This window comes from Pseudomonas sp. MEJ108, from assembly GCF_030208985.1.
Taxonomy (GTDB): Bacteria; Pseudomonadota; Gammaproteobacteria; order Pseudomonadales; family Pseudomonadaceae; genus Aquipseudomonas; species Aquipseudomonas fragariae.
On sequence record NZ_JARVSW010000017.1, the window covers coordinates 53,981 to 71,377 of the forward strand.

At 59.1% G+C, this 17,397-nt stretch carries 14 protein-coding genes; 9 read left to right on the forward strand and 5 right to left on the reverse strand.

Going from position 1 to position 17,397, the window contains the following annotated elements:
• The first annotated feature begins 323 nt into the window (after positions 1–323).
• Entirely contained in the window at positions 324–983 is a 660-nt protein-coding gene (locus QRN50_RS09715) for an alpha/beta hydrolase (protein WP_003415217.1), read from the forward strand.
• Positions 984–1,098: 115 nt separating this feature from the next.
• Positions 1,099–2,556 (forward strand): ATP-dependent RNA helicase RhlB, encoded by a 1,458-nt coding sequence (gene rhlB, locus QRN50_RS09720; protein WP_161806391.1) that lies wholly within the window; start codon positions 1,099–1,101, stop codon positions 2,554–2,556.
• 3 nt (positions 2,557–2,559) lie between these two features.
• Here rhlB and moaE read toward each other — a convergent pair whose 3' ends face one another.
• The 5 genes from moaE to QRN50_RS09745 all read right to left on the reverse strand — a co-directional run bounded on the left by moaE (position 2,560) and on the right by QRN50_RS09745 (position 6,948).
• On the reverse strand, positions 2,560–3,009 hold the full coding sequence (gene moaE / locus QRN50_RS09725; RefSeq protein WP_011266803.1) for a molybdopterin synthase catalytic subunit MoaE: 450 nt from the start codon (positions 3,007–3,009) through the stop codon (positions 2,560–2,562).
• Between the two features lie 2 nt (positions 3,010–3,011).
• Entirely contained in the window at positions 3,012–3,257 is a 246-nt protein-coding gene (gene moaD, locus QRN50_RS09730; protein ID WP_004406746.1) for a molybdopterin converting factor subunit 1, read from the reverse strand.
• Positions 3,254–3,739, reverse strand: coding sequence for a cyclic pyranopterin monophosphate synthase MoaC (gene moaC / locus QRN50_RS09735; protein ID WP_003341741.1), 486 nt, complete (start codon positions 3,737–3,739; stop codon positions 3,254–3,256). Before moaC ends, moaD begins: the two co-directional genes overlap by 4 nt.
• A 341-nt stretch (positions 3,740–4,080) precedes the next feature.
• Positions 4,081–5,475, reverse strand: coding sequence for a PhoH family protein (locus tag QRN50_RS09740; RefSeq protein ID WP_003365383.1), 1,395 nt, complete (start codon positions 5,473–5,475; stop codon positions 4,081–4,083).
• A gap of 294 nt (positions 5,476–5,769) precedes the next feature.
• The gene (locus QRN50_RS09745; RefSeq protein WP_058822489.1) at positions 5,770–6,948 is read right to left on the reverse strand and encodes a polysaccharide deacetylase family protein; all 1,179 of its coding nucleotides are present in this window, start codon (positions 6,946–6,948) and stop codon (positions 5,770–5,772) included.
• 202 nt (positions 6,949–7,150) lie between these two features.
• Here QRN50_RS09745 and yaaA point away from each other — a divergent pair, with 202 nt between their 5' ends.
• The 7 genes from yaaA (at position 7,151) to algG (ending at position 17,390) form a co-directional block, all read left to right on the forward strand.
• Positions 7,151–7,930, forward strand: coding sequence for a peroxide stress protein YaaA (gene yaaA / locus QRN50_RS09750; RefSeq protein WP_096127336.1), 780 nt, complete (start codon positions 7,151–7,153; stop codon positions 7,928–7,930).
• A gap of 815 nt (positions 7,931–8,745) precedes the next feature.
• A complete protein-coding gene (locus QRN50_RS09755; protein WP_024661232.1) occupies positions 8,746–10,062 on the forward strand; it encodes a nucleotide sugar dehydrogenase in 1,317 nt (438 codons plus the stop codon).
• 100 nt (positions 10,063–10,162) lie between these two features.
• Positions 10,163–11,644, forward strand: a complete 1,482-nt coding sequence (gene alg8, locus QRN50_RS09760; RefSeq protein ID WP_002552255.1) for a mannuronan synthase — start codon at positions 10,163–10,165, stop codon at positions 11,642–11,644.
• Positions 11,645–11,684: 40 nt separating this feature from the next.
• A complete protein-coding gene (locus QRN50_RS09765) occupies positions 11,685–12,857 on the forward strand; it encodes an alginate biosynthesis protein Alg44 (protein WP_011266799.1) in 1,173 nt (390 codons plus the stop codon).
• A 2-nt stretch (positions 12,858–12,859) separates the two neighbouring features.
• A complete protein-coding gene (gene algK, locus QRN50_RS09770; RefSeq protein ID WP_011266798.1) occupies positions 12,860–14,272 on the forward strand; it encodes an alginate biosynthesis TPR repeat lipoprotein AlgK in 1,413 nt (470 codons plus the stop codon).
• Positions 14,269–15,753: an alginate export family protein gene (locus tag QRN50_RS09775; RefSeq protein ID WP_096127337.1), complete on the forward strand. Its 1,485-nt coding sequence runs from the start codon at positions 14,269–14,271 to the stop codon at positions 15,751–15,753. Before algK ends, QRN50_RS09775 begins: the two co-directional genes overlap by 4 nt.
• A 26-nt stretch (positions 15,754–15,779) precedes the next feature.
• The gene (gene algG, locus QRN50_RS09780) at positions 15,780–17,390 is read left to right on the forward strand and encodes a mannuronan 5-epimerase AlgG (RefSeq protein WP_024640267.1); all 1,611 of its coding nucleotides are present in this window, start codon (positions 15,780–15,782) and stop codon (positions 17,388–17,390) included.
• Positions 17,391–17,397: the final 7 nt, after the last annotated feature.

The following is a 17,397-nucleotide window of genomic DNA, read 5'->3' on the forward strand; positions in this document are numbered from 1 at the left end:
GAATCGGCCCCGTGGACTGAAACCCCATGATTTTCCCGGACCTGAGCGGTACAGGTTGAATCGTGCCGCGAATCCTGACGCATGGACTCCCGAGCTGCTTTTCGATCGCTATAAGTAATAGCCTTATAGTGTTACCGAACGATGTGAGCGACTCGACTCCAATGCTGCTGTAGCAAAGCCCGTACCAGCATGCTGGCTAAGTCGAATTAGCGACAGGTCAAGACAAAAACTTGTAACCTTGCGACATCTTCTTTCATTTTTAATCTACCTGCGCACCTTATTAATGCGCTCAAAAAGAGCCCGCGCACACAAATGGAGCAGTCATGAGCGATTCCTTGATCATTGAACCTTCCAGCCCCGCCGACGCCTGCGTTATCTGGCTGCATGGATTGGGCGCCGACCGCTATGATTTTCTGCCGGTCGCCGAAGCACTGCAGGAGTCGTTGCGCACCACCCGCTTCGTACTGCCTCAGGCACCGACACGCGCTGTGACCGTCAATGGCGGTTATGCAATGCCCAGCTGGTATGACATCAAGTCCATGAGTTCAGAGGCCAGGGCCATTGACCATGATCAGATGGAAGCCTCGGCGCAGAAGGTGCTGGACCTGATCGAGCAGCAGCGCGACAGCGGCATCGACCCGGCACGAATCTTCCTGGCCGGCTTTTCCCAGGGTGGCGCGGTGGTCTTGCATGCCGGCTACCGCCGCTGGCAGGGTCCGTTGGGCGGCGTACTCGCGCTGTCCACTTATGCCCCTACATTCAGCAACGAGATGACCCTGTCAGCGAGTCAGCAACGCATCCCGGCCTACTGCCTGCACGGCAAGCACGACGCGGTGGTGCCTTATCCGATGGGCCGCGCCGTCTACGACCATCTCACCGCCCAGGGTGTAACCGTTGAATGGCAGGAATACCCAATGGAGCATCAAGTGTTACCGGAGGAAATTCGCGACATCGGCGTCTGGCTGGCTGAAAGGCTTCGCTGAAGCGCTCTGACCCCCTTGCGACGGACCGCTTTTGTAGCTCGCCATGGATGGCACTACGCCGAGCACGGTTCTTGCTTTACACTGCTCGGCGTACATTCCTTAACCAATTGATGAGATGACCGTGCTCAAAGCACTTAAAAAGATGTTCGGTAAGAGCGAGGCTGAGCAGCCTGCGCCTACTCCGATAACCTCTATTCCCGCCTCTCCCGCTGCCACAGGCGACACACCGGATCATGCTGTCCAGACTCAGGCTCTGGACACGACCAGCGAGCCCTCCAAAGCCAGAGCGCCGCGCACCGACAAGCCAAGGGCCGAGCGCCCGCGCCGCGAACGCGTAGCCAAACCGCCCGCCCCGGAATGGAAACTCGAGGATTTCGTCGTCGAGCCGCAGGAAGGCAAGACCCGCTTCCATGACTTCAACCTCGCGCCTGAACTGATGCACGCGATTCAGGACCTGGGTTTCCCGTACTGCACACCGATCCAGGCGGGCGTACTGGGCTTCACCCTCAAGGGCAAGGATGCGATCGGACGCGCCCAGACCGGCACCGGCAAGACTGCTGCGTTTCTGATCTCGATCATCGAGCAACTGACCCAGACGCCGCCGCCTGCAGAACGCTACATGGGTGAACCGCGCGCGCTGATCATCGCTCCGACCCGCGAGCTGGTGGTGCAGATCGCCAAGGACGCCGCCGACCTGACCAAGTACACCAACCTGAACGTCATGACCTTCGTCGGTGGCATGGACTTCGACAAGCAGCTCAAACAACTCGAAGCACGCCACTGCGACATCCTGGTCGCCACGCCAGGCCGCCTGCTGGACTTCAACCAGCGCGGCGAAGTGCATCTGGACATGGTCGAAGTGATGGTCCTCGACGAAGCCGATCGCATGCTGGACATGGGCTTTATCCCGCAGGTACGCCAGATCATTCGTCAGACGCCGCACAAGGGTGAGCGCCAGACCCTGCTGTTCTCCGCGACTTTCACCGAAGACGTAATGAACCTCGCCAAACAGTGGACGACGGACCCTTCCATTGTCGAGATCGAATCGTTGAATGTTGCCAGCGACAACGTCGAACAGCATATCTATGCCGTCGCCGGTGCCGACAAGTACAAGCTGCTCTACAACCTGGTGACCGACAACGGTTGGGAACGGGTCATGGTCTTCGCCAACCGCAAGGACGAAGTCCGACGCATCGAAGAGCGCCTGGTGCGCGATGGCGTGAACGCGGCGCAGCTGTCAGGCGATGTGCCTCAGCACAAGCGCATCAAGACCCTTGAAGGCTTCCGCGAAGGCAAGATCCGCGTGCTGGTCGCCACCGATGTGGCCGGTCGCGGCATTCACATCGACGGCATCAGTCACGTGATCAACTTCACCCTGCCCGAAGTGCCGGACGATTACGTGCACCGCATCGGCCGTACCGGTCGCGCTGGCGCCGATGGCGTGTCGATCAGCTTTGCCGGTGAGGATGACTCTTACCAGTTGCCCGCCATCGAGGAAAAACTGGGCCGCAAGATCAGTTGCGAGACACCGCCGACTCATCTGCTCAGGGCTGTGGTGCGCAGCAACGCCTGATGCTTACTTCCAGCGATCAGCCGCTTGGTGATCGCTGTGACGACCTTCGACCCAGCGCGTGCCTTCTGACGTGTTTTCACGCTTCCAGAACGGCGCGCGGGTCTTGAGGTAATCCATGACGAAATCACAGGCTTCGAACGCCGCCTGACGGTGCGCGCTGGCAACGCCGACGAACACGATCGGCTCGCCGGGCTCCAGCGCGCCAACCCGATGCAGTACGTCAACGCGTAGCAACGGCCAGCGCTGTTCGGCATCGGCAATGATTTTTGCCAGTGCCTTCTCGGTCATCCCCGGATAGTGCTCGAGAAACATGCCGGACACTTCACGCCCTTCATTGAAATCCCGAACATAGCCAACAAAACTGACCACCGCGCCGATGCCCAGATTCGCGGCATGCAGCGCGTTGACTTCAGTGCCGGGGTCGAAAGCCTCTGCCTGGACACGAACGCTCATCATCAACCTCCGGTCACGGGCGGAAAGAACGCGACTTCATCGCCATCGGCCAATGGTTCGGTCGGCTTGCACAGCTCCTGGTTGCGAGCACACATCAGGTTCTGTTCGGCAAGCACTTGCCAGACCTCGCCGCGCTGCAGCAGCGTCTGGCGCAATGCGTCCAGCGTGGCGAACTCGCCTTCAACGGACTCGCTGTCCAGGCCCAGGACTTCACGGTAACGGGCAAAATACTGAACCTGAACCTTCATGAGGAAACCTGTGCCTGGTCGGCAATGAAGTGACCGCTCTTGCCGCCCAGCTTTTCCAGCAGCCGGACCGACTCGATGACCATGCCGCGGTCTACCGCCTTGCACATATCGTAAATGGTCAGCGCAGCAACGCTGGCGGCGGTCAGGGCTTCCATTTCCACACCGGTCTGCCCGGCCAGCTTGCAGCTCGCGGTGATGCGCACGGCATCATCACCCTCGGCGGCGAGGTGCACCTTGATGCTGGTGAGCATCAACGGATGGCAAAGCGGGATCAGATCGCTGGTTTTCTTCGCCGCCTGAATGCCGGCGATACGCGCGACGGCAAACACGTCACCCTTGGGATGACCACCGCTGACGATCATTTGCAGCGTCGTCGGCAGCATGCGCACGAAGGCTTCGGCCACCGCCTCTCGGGACGTCACGGCTTTATCCGTGACATCGACCATATTGGCGCGACCCTGGGAATCGAGATGAGTGAGCACAACGTTACTCCTTGGCAGAAGCAAGAAGTGTGGCAGCTGCAAGCTGCAAGCTACAAGCTGAAAGTGCCCGGCGTTTTACACAGGTTTTAAAGCGTACGAAAATCCTGGCTTCTGCCCGGAGGGCGTAGGAGCGAACTTGTTCGCGAAGAGGGCTGTACATGCACAAATGATTTATCGCCCACAATATAGCCTTCGCGAACAAGTTCGCTCCTACGCCTTTCGGCCAGAAGCGAACTTGTGTGTGACGATAAGCTTGGCGCATGGGCGCGACAATCAAAAGCTGCAAGCGAGGGCTCTCGTACACCGAAGTCCCCCACTTGAAGCTTACAGCTGCTTTTCAGCTAAAGATGACTCTCCGCGTATTCGGCCAGTATCGAGCGTGGCACGCCTTGCAGGGTGATGTGCACGCCGTTAGGGAAGTCCTTGAAGCGCTCCGTCAGGTAGGTCAGCCCGGAACTGGTGGCCGACAGGTAAGGGGTGTCGATCTGCGCCAGGTTGCCCAGGCAGACCACTTTGGAACCGGCGCCGGCACGGGTGATGATGGTTTTCATCTGGTGCGGGGTCAGGTTCTGGCATTCATCGATCAGAATCAGGCTTTGCTGGAAGCTGCGACCTCGAATGTAGTTGAGGGATTTGAACTGCAACGGCACCTTGCTGAGGATGTAGTCGACACTGCCATGGGTGTTTTCGTCATCCATGTGCAACGCTTCGAGGTTATCGGTGATCGCGCCAAGCCATGGCTCCATCTTCTCCGCCTCGGTGCCGGGCAGGAAACCGATTTCCTGATCCAGACCCTGAACGCTGCGGGTGGCGATGATGCGCCGATAGCGCTTGGTGACCATGGTCTGCTCGATGGCAGCGGCCAGGGCCAGAATGGTTTTACCCGAGCCAGCAGCGCCTGACAGGTTGACCAGATGAATATCCGGGTCGAGCAGCGCGAACAGCGCCAGCCCCTGATAGATGTCGCGTGGCTTCAGCCCCCAGGCCTCCTGATGCAGCAAAGGCTCCTGGTGCATGTCGAGAATCAGCAGTTCGTCGTTCTTGACGCCCTTGATCCAGCCTACGAAGCCCTGCTCATCGACAATAAACTCGTTGATATGAACCGCCGGCAGCATTTCAGTGAGCTGCACGCGGTGCCAGGTACGGCCGCGCTCCTGACGGGTGTCGACCTTGCTGACGCGGTCCCAGAACGAACCGGTCATGTCATGGTAGCCACGCGACAACAGTGAAACGTCATCGACCAATTGGTCGGTGCTGTAATCCTCTGCAGCAATGCCGCAAGCGCGCGCCTTGAGGCGCATGTTGATGTCTTTGGTCACCAGCACGACGCTCAAGTCCTTGTTGCGCGCGTGCAGGTCAATCAATTGGTTGATGATGATGTTGTCGTTCAGGTGCTCGGGCAGCAGGCTGTTGGGTTCCTCGCGTTTGCTCATCAAAATCGACAGGTAGCCCTTGAGCACGCCTGTACCACGGTCGATGGGCACGCCCTTCTCGACTTCCTCCGGCGAAGCTTCGCCCAGGGTCTTGTCGATCAGGCGGATGGCCTGGCGGCATTCGGCAGCAACCGAATGTTTACCGGCCTTGAGTTTGTCCAGTTCCTCCAGAACCGTCATGGGGATGGCGACGTGGTGTTCTTCGAAGTTCAGCAGTGCGTTTGGATCATGAATCAATACGTTGGTATCGAGCACGTAAAGGATTGGCTGGTTGGTGGAAGGGGTGCGTCCGTGGTCATCCATACTCGCTCACCTTTGTAGAAGCCGGGCGACGCAGAACCACGACAGTACTGCGCCACGAAAAGGCCGCCGGATTCTCCCCTTCAGGCAGGGCAGAAATGTCGCTCAAGGTGGGTCTTGGAAGACGCCACCTGTGTTGCAGGTTTCGGCGGTCTGTATTCGTAATACAGCAAAAGGGATGACAGAAAAAAGCTCTTTGACAGTTTTTTGAAGTTTATTTCACAGCCTGACGAATAGAGCTTGGCGGACGTACCCGGCACGTTTAAAGTCGGAAGTCCGCCCACGCCGAATCTGCCTTCACTCCGCTTCCGGCGCAGGCTCTTCACTGCTCTGCAGCCCTTGTTCCTCGGGCGCTTCAGAGATATTCCGGCAATCGTCCCAGATCAACTCGCTTTGCGCGGTATTGGCCAGCAGCAATGGCAGCGCCGACTGCGCCTTGTTGGCCACGTCGTGGAATACCACCGTCCCTTTGCGCCAGAGCAGCATGAGGGTCAGCACACGGTCGCCCACCTGCTCTGCAGAAAGCCGTCCGGTGTCGTCTTCAGCGTCGATATTCCACAATGACACGCGCAAATGCTCGGTGCGGAAGAAGTCGCCGCTGTCGGCACGTCGATGGCCATAAGGTGGGCGAAACAGCGGCACGAAGTTGTCCGGCAACACTTGCTGAACCAGTGCCGCGCTGCGTCGCACCGAGTCCTGCCAGTCCAGCCACTGGCTGTGCGAGCGGTACTCCCAGCCCTGAATGCCCACACACTGCTGGCGATACAGCGCCTGCACACCTGCAACCGACGTGCTGTCGAGACGCTCCTGAAGGCTCTTGCCCAGCACAAAGAAAGTGGCGGTCATTTTCTGCTGGCGCATGAAGTCGGCCAGCCAGTCGGTGCCACCGTCGGCCGGGCTCGGGCCACTTTCGAAGTTGAGCATGAACGTGCGATCCGGCATCTCGTCGCCACTCATCTCATCGGAGTTGTAACGCTCGATCTCGCTGCTGGTTTGCGGAAACAGGGCCGCCATGAACAGCAGCTCGTTCAGATAACGCTGGTGGAATGCGGCGCCGGGTCTGGCCCAGTTGGCATAGAACGAATCGTTGGATACCTGATATTCCTCGGCGCGCTGTCGCAACTGGTCCATGTCCTCGACCAGCACACAGAAATTGGCGTCCTGCTCGCAGCTCTTTTGCGCGTTCTGGTAGTTCTCCAGCAAACGCAGCCACAGCCGATGACGAACCACGTTCAACGACGGCACGTTGACGAAGCGCAGGCCGAGGCGCTGCTTGAGGCCTTCCTCGTCGAGCTTTTCGCTGAGGTACAGCTCGTGGGCAAAGGCGAGGATCTCCGCACGCGATGCGACGTCGAACAACCCCGGCGTCTCGAGCCGCTCAGGCCAGACGCTGCGGTCAATGGTGGCAATGACCGGCGCTGCCGCCTGCGCCTGAAGCCAGAACAGACCTGCACACACTGCTAAAACGATACGCAAACCCGATGCCCTCTCGATCAACCATTAACGTCATGACCAGCGCGCCACTATAGCTGATATGTGCCTGGCTTCTTATGTCGGCGCGCATACAAAGCTGCAGGTCCTGCTGCCATCTCCAGCGGAGCGACCTCTATCACCACCATAGCTGGAGTCGCAGGCTGTCAGCCCCTAGAATCCCCGGACGATAAAAGGAGACGACTTCATGTTGATGGTGATTTCCCCGGCAAAAACCCTCGATTTCGAGACACCGCCGACTACCGGCCGCCTCACTCAGCCGCAGTACCTGGAGCATTCCCAGGAGCTGATCGACCAGTTGCGTGAACTGACGCCGGCGCAGATCAGCGAACTGATGCATCTGTCCGACAAGCTGGCCGGATTGAACGCGGCACGTTTTGGCAGCTGGAACCCGGACTTCACCCTCGACAACGCCAAGCAGGCACTGCTGGCCTTCAAGGGTGATGTCTACACGGGCCTGGAAGCGGAAACGCTGAGCGAAGCGCAGCTCGACTACGCGCAGGGGCACTTGCGCATGCTGTCGGGTCTGTACGGCCTGTTGCGCCCGCTGGACCTGATGCAGCCCTACCGCCTGGAAATGGGCACCCGACTGGCCAACGCTCGGGGCAAGGACCTCTACGCCTTCTGGGGCACGCGAATCAGCGAATGGCTGAATGAGGCGCTGGCTGACCAGGGCGACGACCTGCTGCTCAACCTGGCCTCTACCGAATACTTCTCTGCCGTCAAACGTTCGTCGCTCAAGGCGCGAATCATCGACACCGAGTTCAAGGACTTCAAGAACGGGCAGTACAAGATCATCAGCTTCTATGCGAAAAAGGCTCGCGGCATGATGAGCCGCTTCGTTATAGAAGAGCGCATCAACGATCCCGAAGCATTACAAGCGTTCGATGTACAGGGCTACCGTTACAACCGCGAACAGTCGACCCCCGACAAGTTGGTGTTTTTGCGCAACATCCCAGAAGACTAGAGGCTGTAACCGTCGTGTAACGGAGCGCTGTTACACGACCTGTCCTACGATCCAACACCGAATGCCAACTTCATGACGCCAGACAAACGTCAAGTTTTCGACTCTTGACTGGCGTGCAATTTTTTCCAAAAAAAAATTCCACTTTTTTAAGTAGTGGCATTTCAGATTTTTGCAGTAGTGGCACTTCAACTGCCACCCCTCCAAACCCCTTACAATTCGAGGCTTTTAAGAAAAAAGCCATCACCTCGATACTGCGTATGTCACAGAACGGATACACCAAAATTCGCAAATCAGGACGAGCGGCCAGGAACTAAATGCGAATTCGTACGCTCCTACATCCCGTAACAATTCTGGGCTGACGTGTAAGAGATCACTTACAGGTCGCCTTGGGAAACGGGAAGTTACCGACAAGGAAGCCAGGTCCAGGTGACCCTGGTGTCAGGTACCAGAACTAAACTCACATCACTAGTTGATGTTGTAGACAGGCGAAGCGCCGGCCCGGTGCGACGCGCAGGATTCGAACAGGACGGCCCTGGCTAGCGCCAGAGGCAGTCTCACCGAGGTCCGCCGTCAATCGTCCAACAAGGAGTGGTTTACTGCATCCAAGGAGAGCAGGGCCCTGACCGAAAGGACAGGTTACTTGCCGCTTGCACTTAGTGTCATTTGAGTTCGCCTTACTTGTTTTGGGCACTCACTCATTAAATATGCCTGCGTTAGTTCTACGGCGTTGTTAGCCGTAAGGGATAGCGCGTGACATCTGCTGGCCAAAATTAATATCCAGCCAATCTATGGCGTGAAAAATCGAGGAGAATACGATGCGTATCAGCATATTTGGTTTGGGTTATGTCGGTGCAGTCTGTGCCGGTTGCCTGTCTGCCCGCGGTCACGAAGTAGTGGGTGTGGATATTTCCAGCACCAAGATCGACCTGATCAACAACGGCAAATCACCTATCGTTGAACCGGGTCTGGAAGAGCTGTTGCAGAAAGGTATCACTACCGGAAAACTGCGCGGCACTACAGACTTCGCCGAAGCCATTCGCGCCACCGATCTGTCGATGATCTGCGTCGGTACGCCGAGCAAGAAGAACGGCGATCTGGAACTGGATTACATTGAGTCGGTGTGCCGCGAAATCGGTTATGTCCTGCGTGACAAAGCCACCCGCCACACTATCGTGGTTCGCAGTACCGTACTGCCGGGCACTGTTGCCAACGTCGTTATCCCGATTCTGGAAGACTGCTCCGGCAAGAAAGCCGGTGTTGACTTCGGTGTCGCCGTCAACCCTGAGTTCCTGCGCGAAAGTACTGCGATCAAGGACTACGACCTGCCGCCAATGACCGTCATCGGCGAGTTCGACAAAGCGTCGGGCGACGTTCTGCAATCGCTGTACGAAGAACTCGATGCACCGATCATCCGCAAGGACATCGCCGTTGCCGAGATGATCAAGTACACCTGCAACGTGTGGCACGCCACCAAGGTTACTTTCGCCAACGAAATCGGCAACATTGCCAAGGCTGTCGGCGTCGATGGCCGTGAAGTGATGGACGTGGTCTGCCAGGACAAGGCGCTGAACCTGTCCCAGTACTACATGCGCCCTGGCTTCGCATTCGGCGGCTCGTGCCTGCCGAAAGACGTTCGCGCCCTGACCTACCGCGCCAGCAGCCTGGACGTTGAAGCCCCCCTGCTCAACTCGCTGATGCGCAGTAACACCTCGCAAGTGCAGAACGCGTTCGACATGGTTGCCAGCTACGACACCCGCAAGGTTGCACTGCTGGGTCTGAGCTTCAAGGCCGGCACTGACGATCTGCGTGAAAGCCCGCTGGTAGAGCTGGCCGAAATGCTGATCGGCAAGGGCTTCGAACTGAGCATCTTCGACAGCAACGTTGAATATGCACGCGTTCACGGTGCCAACAAGGACTACATCGAATCCAAGATTCCGCACGTTTCCTCGCTGCTGAACTCGGACTTCGACCAGGTCATCAATGACTCCGATGTCATTATCCTCGGCAACCGCGATGAGCGTTTCCGCGCCCTCGCCAACAAGACCCCTGAAGGCAAGCGCGTCATCGATCTGGTGGGCTTCATGGCCAACGCCACCAGCGAAGACGGTCGTGCCGAAGGTATCTGCTGGTAAATCAGCCGCAAGCCACAAGCGCCAGGCTCCAGGCCACAGGCTCAAGCAATGTGCTTGCAGCCTGGGGCTTGAGGCTCGCAACTGACTTAGGGATACGATTATGCAGAGGCTCAAGCACGGCCTGTTACAGGCCGCAGGTTGGCTGTTCTATTTAAGTTTACTCATGGGCCTTGCCGCGGCATTGCCTACCAGTATCTTCGACTCGCAGTCGAAGAACTTTATATTCCTGATTGGCGCCGTTGGTATCTGGCGCTACTCGATGGGGATCACGCACTTCGTGCGCGGGATGATTTTCCTGTACATCGTCTACCCGCACTTGCGCCGCAAGGTTCGCAAGCTGGGCAGTGCAGCAGACCCGTCCCACGTGTTTCTGATGGTCACCAGCTTCCGTATCGACGCACTGACCACCGCACAGGTCTACAACTCGGTTATCCGCGAAGCCATCGACTGCGGCCTGCCGACGACGATCGTCTGCTCGCTGGTGGAAATGTCCGATGAGCTGCTGGTCAAGAGCATGTGGGCCAAGTTCAATCCGCCGGAGCGCGTCAAGCTGGACTTCGTACGCATTCCGGGCACCGGCAAGCGCGATGGCCTGGCCTATGGCTTCCGTGCCATCTCGCGTCACTTGCCTGACAGCCGTGCCGTGGTTGCGGTGATCGACGGTGACACCGTGCTCAACGAAGGTGTGGTCGCCAAGACCGTACCGTGGTTCCAGTTGTTCGACAATGTCGGCGGCCTGACCACCAACGAGTTCTGTGAAGTGCGTGGCGGCTACATCATGAGCGAGTGGCACAAGCTGCGTTTCGCTCAGCGTCACATCAACATGTGCTCGATGGCCCTGTCCAAACGCGTGTTGACCATGACCGGTCGCATGTCGGTGTTCCGCGCAACCGTGGTAACCGACCCCGAGTTCATTGCCGACGTGGAAAGCGACTCGCTCAATCACTGGCGTCTGGGCACCTTCCGCTTCCTGACCGGCGACGACAAGTCCAGCTGGTTCAGCCTGATGCGCCTGGGTTACGACACGTTCTACGTGCCGGACGCAGCGATCAACACCGTGGAACACCCGCCCGAGAAGAGCTTCCTGAAAGCCAGCCGCAAGCTGATGTATCGCTGGTACGGCAACAACCTGCGTCAGAACTCGCGTGCACTGGGTCTGGGCGTACGTCGCCTGGGGATCTTCACCAGCATCGTGCTGTTTGACCAGCGTGTGTCGATGTGGACCTCCATTCTTGGTCTGACCGTCGCCCTGATCGCCAGCTTCAAGTATGGCGGCGCGTTCCTGCTGATGTATCTGCTGTGGATCGGCATGACCCGCCTGATCCTCACCCTGCTGCTGTCCCTGTCGGGACACAGGATCGGGCCTGCCTACCCGATCATTCTCTATTACAACCAGATCGTCGGTGCGCTGATGAAGATCTATGTCTTCTTCCGCCTGGACCGCCAGTCCTGGACTCGCCAGGACACCAAACTAAGCCGCGACATGGCCAGCTTTCAGGGCTGGTTCAACACGTGGTCGTCCCGAACCATGACTTTCTCGGCTGGCACCATCTTCGTCGCTGTGCTGTTGACGATGGTTTGACCGGGCCAACGGATTAATTGCTTAAGTAGGAAAAATAGCCATGAATACAGCCGTGAATGCGAACGTCGTACATGAATCCGAAGCCCAGCGCCAACACGCGCGGATCAAGATCCCTGCCAAGCTGCGCCTGCTGAATGATCAGCCCAACGCGCCACTGGTACGTGTCGAAGACCTGTCGGCCGGTGGCCTGAGCTTCGTTGCTCCATCCGGGCAGAAATTCAGCGAAGGTCAGATCGTCAAGGGACGCCTGCAATTCATCATCGACAACCTTGGCCTGGCCATGGACGTCGATCTGCAAGTGCGCTCGATCGACAACGCCAGCAACCGCATCGGTTGCCAGTTCCAGAACCTGGAACCTCAGGACATCGCAACCCTGCGCCACCTGATCACCTCGCACCTGTCCGGCGAAGTCGTCACCCTGGGCGAAGTGCTGGCCACGCTGCAGCGCGACAACTTCACCAAGGCACGCAAGGTCAAGGGCAAGGACGGCGGCATGAGCGCCATGGGTCGCCTGCGCGCCGTAACGTTCAGCCTGGGCGTGTTCATTGTCGGTCTGGCCGCTTTCGGCTTCATCTTCAAGACGATCTATGGCCTGTACTTCGTCAGCCATGCATCGGCCGGCCTGGTCACCATTCCAAGCATGGACGTGACCATGCCGCGTGAAGGTACCGTGCAAAGCCTGGTCGCCCCGAACGGCGAAGCCGCCAAAGGCGCACCACTGGCGTCCTTCAACACCAGCATGCTGGAAATGCTCAAGGGCAGCCTGACCGGTGAAGACCTGCAGCCGGCCAAGATCGAAGAGCTGTATGGCAAGCAGATGAGCGGCACCATGACCAGCCCGTGCGATTGCGTCGTGGCTCGCCAACTGGTGGCCGACGGTCAGTTCGCGTCCAAGGGTCAGGTGATCTTCCAACTGGTGCCACGCAACGCGCCGGCCACGGTTGAAGCACGCTTCACCTATCGCCAGTTCAACGACGTCAAGCCAGGCACACGTGTCAGCTTCCAGATCGCTGGCGAAGACAAACTGCGCACCGGCCAGATCGTCAGCAGCACCAACCTGAGCGACGCCGACCTGTCTACCGACATCCGCGTGCAGATCAAGCCTGACGAAAGCCTGAGCAGCTCGCTGGCCGGTCGCCCTGTCGAAGTGGTCAGCGATCGCGGCCCGTCCGTGAACTGGCTGATCGATAAAGCCATGGCTGCGGGTCTGTAACCATGAACAGCCCACTACGACGCCTGTCGACCCCCACGCTATTGAGCCTCGCCGTCGCGCTCGGCCTGAGCGGCTGTGCCGGCCTGCCTGATCAACGCCTTGCCAATGAAGCCCTGAAAAACGGCGACACGGCATTGGCGGAGCAGAACTATCGGCAGCTGGCGGACCTGGGCTATAGCGACGCGCAAGTCGGCCTGGCCGATATTCAGGTCGCGACTCGCGACCCCGCTCAGCTCAAGCAGGCCGAGGCCACTTATCGTGCTGCAGCAGAGACGTCGCCTCGTGCGCAGTCGCGCCTGGGCCGTCTGCTGGCGGCCAAGCCCGATGCCACCGAAGCCGAACACCGCGAAGCCGAAGGCCTGCTGAAGAAGGCCTTCGCCAATGGCGAATCCGGCACGCTGATCCCGCTGGCCATGCTGTATCTGCAATACCCGCACACCTTCCCTGAAGTGAATGCGCAGCAGAAGATCAGCGAGTGGCGCGCCGCCGGTTATCCGGAAGCAGGTCTGGCTCAGGTGCTGCTGTATCGCACCCAGGGCACTTATGCTCAACACCTCGACGAGGTCGAGAGCATTTGCAAACAGGCGCTGTCGGCCACGGATATCTGCTACGTCGAACTGGCCACTGTCTACCAGACACGCGGCCAGGCCGAGCAACGCACGGCCTTGATCGAAAAGCTCAAGAGCGAATACGCCGCTGGCCGCGTCAATGCCCAACGAGTGGACAGCGTCGCGCGCGTACTGGGTGACTCCACCATCGGTACGCCGGACGAAAAGACCGCTCAGCAATTGCTGGAAAGCGTTGCGCCGGGCTACCCGATCTCATGGGTCACGCTGGCCAAACTGCTTTACGACTTCCCCGAACTGGGCGACGTCAACAAGATGATGGAATACCTGAACAACGGCCGCGCGGCGGACCAGCCACGCGCAGAGCTGCTGCTCGGACGCCTGTACTACGAGGGCAAATGGGTCACGCCCGATGCCGTCAAGGCCGAGGAGCACCTGAAGAAAGCCACCGCAACGGAAATCTCTGCCCATTACTACCTGGGTCAGATCTACCGTCGCGGCTACCTGGGCCAGGTCTACTCGCAAAAAGCCGTGGACGAGCTGCTGACCGCCGCCCGTGGTGGCCAGAACAGCGCCGACTTCGCCCTTGCGCAGCTGTTCTCGCAGGGCAAGGGCACTATGCCCGACCCGGTCAACGCCTGGGTGTTCGCGCAACTGGCGCTGGCCAGTCAGACCCCGCAAGCGACCGAGCTTGCCGAGGCCCTCAATACACAACTGCCGCCTGAAAAGCTCGCCACCGCCAAAGACCTGTTGGCACGCGAGCAAAAAGTCCGGGGCGCTACCGCCACTCAGAACGCGATGGCATTGCAGGCCCTGCAAGAAGAAAAAGACGGTGAGGAAGCATTATGAAGTTGAATCCCCTGATGGCCGCCGGCATGGGCCTTGGCTTCACCCTGTTGTGGGCCTGCCCGACACTGGCAGCGCTGACCGAGCAACCGCAGAATTTCGGTATCGAAATCAAAGCCACGGCGCAGGCCGAGGATGATCGCGATCTGGGCACCCGTTCGGGCGGCGACGTCAACGGTGTGGGCCTGGACCTGCGTCCCTGGGTCTATGGCGAGCGCGGCGACTGGAGCGGTTACGCGATGGGCCAGGTGGTCACCGCCACCGACATCATTCAGACCGACCCGCTGGAGCAGAGCAACAGCGACGGCAGCGGCACCCAGACTTCGCGTGGCACCGCCAGCGAGCGCGAAGCCGACAAAACCTACGCGGCACTGCGTGAGTTCTGGATCGGCTACAGCGGCTTCACGCCCTACCCTGGCGAGATCCTGAAAATCGGTCGTCAGCGTCTGCGCAACGACGACGGTCAATGGCACGACACCAACATCGAGGCCATCAACTGGTCGTTCGATACCACACTGTTGCGCGCTGAACTGGGTGCTGCCCAGCGTTACAGCGAATACCGCACCGACCTGACCGAACTGGCACCTGACGATGAAGATCGCAAGCACTTGTTCGGCTCGGTCAGCTATCAGTGGACACCAGGCAACTGGGCCGGTATCCGCGCTCACCACAGTGCTGACGACGGCAAGCTCAAGTCGCAGGGCCAGGTGCTGGATGATCTGGACAAGACCTCCAATGGCGATCTGACCTGGGTCGGCCTGCAGGCTGACAGCGATGCCTACAACTATCGCAGCAACACCAATCAGCTCAACTACTGGGGCAGCCTGACCTGGCTGAACGGAACGCGCGACGAAATCGGCGTGACCTCTGCTCCCAACGACCAGTTCATCGCCGGCGAAAAGAACAGCCGTGACATGAATGGCTGGGCCACCGACCTGGGCCTGCGCCTGCGTCTGGACCCGCAATGGCAAGTCGGCGCCGCCTACTCGCGCGCCAGCAAGGACTACGTCCAGAACGGTCTGGAAAGTAACCGCTCCAACTGGACCGGCACGCGTTCGCGCATCCATCGCTTCGGCGAGGCCTTCCAGGGCGAAATGGCCAACGTGGAAACCGGCTCGCTGTTCGCTTCGTGGCAGATGAACGAGGAATACGACGCATCGCTGATCTACCACAAGTTCCGTCGCGTGGACGGCAACACCGGTATCGGCGGCTCGGGCATCAACGCGGTGAACGACAACCAGGACGGTACGTTCAGCTCGCTGCCACTGGAAGACGGCAGCAAGGACCTGGGTCAGGAAATGGACCTGGTCGTGACCAAGTACTTCAAGCAAGGCCTGCTGCCGGCTTCGCTGAGCCAGTCGTTCGATGAACCTTCGGCACTGGTGCGCCTGCGCGCAGGTGTCTTCAAGCCAGGCGACGCGTATCAGAACAACGTGGACAGCTACATGCACCGCGCTGTTGTCGACGTCATCTGGCGCTTCTGATGCGAACCGCCAAAGGAGTGCCAGAGATGAACAGTCATACAAGCAACGGGCGCAGCCGGCACTGGCCGCACGCCCTGCTCGAAAGCGCACTGCTGACCAGCGCCCTGCTGCTGGCCAGCGGTGTGGCGCTGGCCAACGCGCCTGTCGTACCCGACACACAGAAGGCGGTGGTCAAGGAGCTGCACCAGGCCAAGACCTACACCATCACCAGCCCGCCCACCGCGCCGCTGGAAATGGCCAAGCCGGTACTGCCCGACCTCAAGGGCTATACCGCTGAAGCGGCGCTGAAAAAGATCGTGCGCAACAAGCCGGGCAAGGTCACTGTTTCGCGGATGATGGAAGAAACCGGCCTGAAGGAATTCATCGGCGGTGACAACAAGATGGCCGAATGGGTTAACCGTCAGCGCGGTATCCCCCAGGCCATCATGATTTCCGACGGCTACGTGAACCTGCAGGACCTGGCCAGGAAGGTGCCCAAGCAGTTCCTCAACGAAGTCTCGCCAGGTGTCTACGTGGCGCGCCTGCCGATCCTGATCAAGGAAACCGGGACCTTCGAGATCGACAGCAAGACCAAGGAATTGCGTCTGTCTCAGGAAAAGGGCTCGTTCATCGTCAGTGAAGGCAAGATGCTGATCACTCACACCCAGGTCAACGCCTGGAGTGAAACCCGCAACGGCCTGGCGACCTATCGCAAGCCTGACGAGTTTCGCCCGTTCCTGCTGACCTGGGGTGGCTCGGAAACCTGGATCGCCAACACCAAAATGGCGAGCCTGGGCTACGACCAGAGCAAGTCCTATGGCATCAGTATTTCTCAGTACACGCCCAACACCGCGAAGGTGCTCAAGCGTCCCGAACCGACGGGCTGGATCATCGATTCAGAGTTCTCGGACATGTGGTACGGCTTCTACTGCTATGAAACCCGCGACTTCGTGGTCAAGGGCAACACCTACCGCGACAACATCATTTACGGCATTGACCCGCACGACCGTTCGCACGGTCTGATCATCGCCGAAAACGATGTTTACGGGACCAAGAAGAAGCACGGGATCATCATTTCCCGGGAAGTGGACAACAGCTTCATCTTCCGCAACAAGAGCCACAACAACAAATTGTCCGGCGTGGTTCTGGACCGTAACAGCGTCGGCAACATCGTCGCCTACAACGAGATTTACCAGAACCACACTGACGGCATCACCCTGTACGAAAGCGGCAACAACCTGCTGTGGGGCAATCGCGTGATCGCCAACCGCCGCCACGGTATCCGCGTACGTAACAGTGTGAACATCAAGCTGTACGAGAACGTCGCCATGGGCAACGGCCTGATGGGCGTTTACGGCCACATCAAGGACTTGAGCGACACCGACCGCGACATCGAGCTTGACCCGTTCGACGCTCAGGTATCGCTGATCATGGTTGGCGGCGAACTGTCCAGCAATGGCTCCGGCCCGCTGTCCATCGACTCGCCACTGAGTGTCGAGCTGTATCGCGTCTCGATGCTGATGCCTACCAAAGAAGTCGGCATCAGCCTCAACGGCGTCCTCGGTGAGCGCCAGGACGAAATCCTCGACCTGCTGGTACGCCAGAAAAAAGCCGTATTGATCGACCCCGTCGAAAGCCAGACCGAGCTGCGGGAATGAGGAAGGG

Excerpts from the sequence above, each read along its gene's own strand:
- QRN50_RS09740 (WP_003365383.1), bottom strand. The coding sequence starts at position 5,475 with ATGGATGACCACGGACGCACCCCTTCCACCAACCAGCCAATCCTTTAC.
- algG (WP_024640267.1), top strand. The coding sequence starts at position 15,780 with ATGAACAGTCATACAAGCAACGGGCGCAGCCGGCACTGGCCGCACGCC.
- moaD (WP_004406746.1), bottom strand. The coding sequence starts at position 3,257 with ATGAAGGTTCAGGTTCAGTATTTTGCCCGTTACCGTGAAGTCCTGGGC.
- moaE (WP_011266803.1), bottom strand. The coding sequence starts at position 3,009 with ATGAGCGTTCGTGTCCAGGCAGAGGCTTTCGACCCCGGCACTGAAGTC.
- alg8 (WP_002552255.1), top strand. The coding sequence starts at position 10,163 with ATGCAGAGGCTCAAGCACGGCCTGTTACAGGCCGCAGGTTGGCTGTTC.
- rhlB (WP_161806391.1), top strand. The coding sequence starts at position 1,099 with ATGACCGTGCTCAAAGCACTTAAAAAGATGTTCGGTAAGAGCGAGGCT.
- QRN50_RS09755 (WP_024661232.1), top strand. The coding sequence starts at position 8,746 with ATGCGTATCAGCATATTTGGTTTGGGTTATGTCGGTGCAGTCTGTGCC.
- yaaA (WP_096127336.1), top strand. The coding sequence starts at position 7,151 with ATGTTGATGGTGATTTCCCCGGCAAAAACCCTCGATTTCGAGACACCG.
- QRN50_RS09765 (WP_011266799.1), top strand. The coding sequence starts at position 11,685 with ATGAATACAGCCGTGAATGCGAACGTCGTACATGAATCCGAAGCCCAG.
- algK (WP_011266798.1), top strand. The coding sequence starts at position 12,860 with ATGAACAGCCCACTACGACGCCTGTCGACCCCCACGCTATTGAGCCTC.
- QRN50_RS09775 (WP_096127337.1), top strand. The coding sequence starts at position 14,269 with ATGAAGTTGAATCCCCTGATGGCCGCCGGCATGGGCCTTGGCTTCACC.
- QRN50_RS09715 (WP_003415217.1), top strand. The coding sequence starts at position 324 with ATGAGCGATTCCTTGATCATTGAACCTTCCAGCCCCGCCGACGCCTGC.